Here is a 4,700-nt window from a genome sequence, read left to right on the forward strand (position 1 = left end):
CGCTCTCCCTTCTCCTGGGCGCCAGCGCGCTGGCGCCCAGGAGAAGGGAGAGCGTTTTCGTCATCAGGCTTGCTCCGCCTCCTTCGGCTGGTGCCCGGTCGGACGTCCGCGCAGCCTGGCCACCCCGTCCCGCACGCCGCGGCGGACCAGGACGAAGAACAGGGGGATGTAGAAGATCGCCAGCACGGTGGCGGTGAGCATGCCGCCGATCACCGCCGTGCCGATCGCGATACGGCTGTTCGCGCCGGCCCCGGTCGAGATCGCCAGCGGCAGCACGCCGAAGATGAAGGCGAAGCTGGTCATCAGGATGGGACGCAAGCGGATGCGTGCCGCCTCCAATGCTGCATCAATGACGCGCTTGCCCTGTTTTTCCGCCTGTTCGGCAAATTCGATCATCAGGATGGCGTTCTTGGCGGCGAGGCCCATCGTGGTGAGCAGGCCGATCTGGAGATACACGTCGTTGGTGAGGCCCCGCAGCGTCACAAAGGCGATGGCGCCGATCAGGCCCAGCGGGATGACGAGAAGAACGGCGATCGGAATCGACCAGCTTTCGTACAGCGCGGCAAGGCACAGGAAGACCACGAGGATCGACAGGCCGTAGAGGATCGGCGCCTGACCGGCCGACAGGCGTTCCTGGTACGACAGGCCCGCCCAGGCGACCGAAGTGCCCGGGATCTGGGCGGCAAGCTGCGAGATCCGCTCCATCGCGTCGCCCGAACTCTTGCCGGGTGCGGCCGAGCCCTGGAATTCGAAGGAGGGGATACCGTTGAAGCGCGACAGCGTGGTCGGCGCCTGACCCCAGGCGATGGTCGAGAAGGACGAGAAGGGGGCCATCTGCCCCGCCGAGCCACGCACGAACCACTGCTTCAGATCGTCGGGTTTGGAGCGGAACGGCGCATCGCCCTGCACGAACACGCGCTTGACGCGGCCGCGGTCGATGAAGTCGTTGACATATTGGCCGCCCCAGGCGGTCGACAGGGTCGAGTTCACGCTGGCCTGGGTCAGCCCCAGGGCCGCCAGCTTCTGCTGATCGATGTCGACGCGCAGCGTGGCGATGTCGGGCAGTTCGGTGAGGCGTACCGAGGCGAGGTCGGGATCGGCGTTCGCGGCGGCGAGCAGCTTGTCGCGCGCCTCGGCGAACTTCTCCTGGCTCATGCCCGAGCTGTTCTGCAACTGCATGGTGAAGCCGTCCGACTGGCCGAGACCGCGCACCGCGGGCGGCACCAGCGCGAAGACCTGTGCGTCGCGAAGGCCGCGAAAGGCGGCGGAGGCGCGGCCGACGACCGCATCCGCGCTGTTCTCCTTGCCCTTGCGCTCGCTCCAGTCGACGAAGTTGATGAAGCCCTGGCCGGTATTCTGGCCGCTGGTGCCGCCACCGCCGCCACCGGCGACGGTGAAGAGCACGCGGACATTCTTGCCCTCGTGCTGCGCGAAATACTGCTCCACCTGACGCTGGATCTGGAGCGTGCGCCCCTGCGTCGCGCCGGCGGGCAGGCGGAACTGGACGATGGCCGAGCCCTGGTCCTCGGTCGGCAGGAAGCCGGTGGGCAGGCGCAGGAACAGCACCGCGAGCAATGCCAGCGTGCCGGCATAGATCAGCAGGAACAGCCATTTGCGGTCGACCACATAGCGGACGCCGCCAGTATATTTCTCGACCCCCTTGTCGAAATTGGTGTTGAACCAGGTCTTGGCCCGCTCGAAGCCACGTGCGACGCGCGGGAACTTGCGCTCCAGCCATTCGGCTTCCTCGCCCTCCTGCTTCTTGCGCTTGAGCAGCGTCGCGGTGAGCGCGGGCGACAGGATGAGCGCGACCAGCACCGACAGGATCATCGCGGCCACCACGGTGACCGAGAATTGCCGGTAGATGACGCCAGTGGAGCCGCCAAAGAAGGCCATCGGCAGGAAGACCGCGGACAGGACGAGCGCGATCGCGATCAGCGCGATAGTGATCTCGTCCATCGACTTGATCGTCGCGTCGCGCGGGGACAGCTCGGGATCTTCCTCCATCAGACGCTCGACATTCTCGACCACGACGATCGCGTCGTCGACGAGCAGGCCGATGGCGAGAACGAGGCCGAACAGGGTCAAAGTGTTGATCGAGAAGCCGGCAAGATAGAAGACGCCGAACGTGCCCAGCAGCACGACGGGCACCGCGATCGTCGGAATGAGCGTCGCGCGCCAGCTTTGCAGGAAGACGAACATGACGATGACGACGAGGATGATCGCCTCGAACAGCGTCTTCACCACCTCGTCGATCGAGAGCTTGATGAAGTCGGTCGTGTCGTTGGCGTAGGCGATCTTGAGACCGGGCGGGAAGCCCTTGGCGACGCGCGCGATCTCCGCCTTCACCGCCTCGGCGGTCTTCAGCGCGTCGGCACCCGGCGCCATCAGCACCGCGATGCCGGCACCCGGATGGCGGTTGATCCGGCTGACCGCGGCGTAACTTTCCGCGCCCAGCTCGATCCGGGCCACGTCCGACAGGCGCACGGTGGCGCCGCTGACCAGCGTCTTGACGATGATGTTGCGGAACTGTTCGGGCGTCTGGAGGCGCGACTGGGCGGTGACGGTCGCGTTCAGCATCTGGGTGGTGGGGGAGGGCAGGCCGCCGACCTCACCCGCCGCGACCTCGGCATTCTGGTTCTGGATCGCGGTGGTGATGTCGGACGGGATCAACTGATAGCTGTTGAGCCGTTCCGGATTGAGCCAGATGCGCATCGCATATTGCGAGCCGAACACGTTGGTGTCGCCGACGCCCTGGACGCGGCCCAGCGGGTCCTGAAGATTGGACACCAGATAGTCCGACACGTCCTGGTTCGTCATCTTGTCGGTTTCGTCATAGACGCCGGCGATGAGCAGGAAGTCCGGATTGGACTTGCGGACGGTCAGGCCCTGTTGCTGCACCTGTTGCGGCAGACGCGCGACCGCCTGCTGCACCTGGTTCTGCACCTGGACCTGCGCGATATCGGGATCGGTGCCCTTTTCGAAGGTGGCGGTGATCGTCACCTGCCCCCGGCTGGACGAGGAGGACGAGAAATAGAGCAGCCCGTCGATCCCGGTAAGCTGCTGTTCCAGCACCTGCGTCACCGAGTTCTGCAACGTCTGCGCCGATGCACCGGGGAAGTTGGCGCGGATCGACACCTGGGGCGGGGCGACGTCGGGATATTGCGCGATCGGCAGGCCCATGATGCCGCCGATGCCGCCCAGCATGACGAGGATGGCAAGAACCCAGGCGAAGATCGGGCGGTCGATGAAGATGCGGCTGATCATGGCCGGGTCAGCCCGCCTTCTGCCTGGACTGCATCTGCTTCATCTGTTCGGGCGACGGCGGGGCGACCCGCTGCGGCGAGGCGGCGGCGACGGGCTTCACCGTCTGGCCGGCGCGCAGGTTGTTCAGCCCTTGCGTGATGATCCGCTCGTTCCCGTCCAGGCCGCCGGTGACGACCCATGCATCGCCCTGGGTCCGATCGGCCTGGATGGTCTTTTGCGCCACCTTGTTGCCGGCACCGACGACGAAGACGGTCGCATTGCCCTTGGGATCGCGTGACACCGCCTGTTGCGGAACCAGATAGGCGCGGCGATTGATCGCCTGCGCGAAACGGGCGCGGACGAACATGCCGGGGAGCAGCAATCCTTGCGGATTGGGGAAACGGGCGCGCAGCGTGACGGTGCCGGTCTGCTGATCCACCACATATTCGGCGAACTGCACGGTGCCGGCGGGGCCATATTCGCTGCCGTCCTCCAGCTTCAGATGAACCTGTGCGGAGGCGGGGACGATGCCGTCGCGCGAGAGGCTGCGGCGGAGCGCGAGCAGATCGGCGGCGGATTGCTGGATATCGACGAACATCGGGTCGAGCCGCTGGATCTGGGCCAGCGGATCGGCCTGGTTGGCGGTGACCAGCGCGCCGACGGTGAACAGCGAGCGACCGATGCGGCCGGTGATCGGGGCGGGCACGGTGGTGAACTGCAGATTGACGCGCGCGGTCTGCAGCGCGGCCTGGGTCTGGGCGACGCTGGCCTGCGCCTGTCGCGACGCGGCGAGGGCGTTGGTGTAATCCTGTTTCGACACCGCCTCGATCTCGGCCAGCGGGCGGAAGCGTTCGGCCTGGATGCGCGTCGCCTCCGCATTGGCGCGGGCGCTCTGGACGTTGGCGGCGGCCTCGTTGACGGCGGCGCTGTAGACGCGCGGGTCGATTTCGTAGAGCGGCTGGCCGCGCCGGACGAGCGCGCCCTCGGTAAAGAAGCGGCGGCGGATCACGCCGGACACCTGCGGGCGGACGTCCGAGCTTTCAAAGGCGAAGGTCCGGGCGGCGAGTTCGACGACCATTGCGGCATCGGTGGGTTGCAGCGTGACGAAGCCGACCGTGGGCGTTCCCTGGCCCGGCCCCTTGCCCGCCGCCTTCTGCTCGCCGCCGCCCCCGCAGGCGGCAAGCATCAGGGCGAGTGAAAGGATGGCGACACCGGCCGGCAGCCGGCGCCCGCGAATCGATGCTGTGTTCAAGTCGTTCTACCTGTGTCTCGGCCCGCGCAGCCATTTTGGCGTGACCGGGATGCGGCACGACAATGGGTTGCCCGATCTGACCTAATGGCGGCGAGCGGGACGGAAATGCAAGCCGGTGAGCGCGTTATATGTGTCGCAATTTGTCGCAACGCCCGCGTCCCCCGACAGCCCCGAGGAACACCAGGATCATGACGACCGATAC

2 protein-coding genes are annotated in these 4,700 nt (G+C 66.6%); both read right to left on the reverse strand.

Annotation, left to right across the window (positions count from 1 at the left end; genetic code table 11):
• Nucleotides 1-63: 63 nt before the first annotated feature.
• Nucleotides 64-3,267, reverse strand: a complete 3,204-nt coding sequence (locus tag Q0U08_RS17860) for an efflux RND transporter permease subunit (RefSeq protein ID WP_298092997.1) — start codon at nucleotides 3,265-3,267, stop codon at nucleotides 64-66.
• A gap of 7 nt (nucleotides 3,268-3,274) precedes the next feature.
• A complete protein-coding gene (locus tag Q0U08_RS17865; protein ID WP_298092999.1) occupies nucleotides 3,275-4,432 on the reverse strand; it encodes an efflux RND transporter periplasmic adaptor subunit in 1,158 nt (385 codons plus the stop codon).
• Between the last annotated feature and the right edge of the window lie 268 nt (nucleotides 4,433-4,700).

It is taken from the genome of uncultured Sphingomonas sp. (genome assembly GCF_946477935.1).
Taxonomy (GTDB): domain Bacteria; phylum Pseudomonadota; class Alphaproteobacteria; order Sphingomonadales; family Sphingomonadaceae; genus Sphingomonas.

Excerpts from the sequence above, each read along its gene's own strand:
- Q0U08_RS17860 (WP_298092997.1), bottom strand. The coding sequence starts at position 3,267 with ATGATCAGCCGCATCTTCATCGACCGCCCGATCTTCGCCTGGGTTCTT.
- Q0U08_RS17865 (WP_298092999.1), bottom strand. The coding sequence starts at position 4,432 with ATGCTTGCCGCCTGCGGGGGCGGCGGCGAGCAGAAGGCGGCGGGCAAG.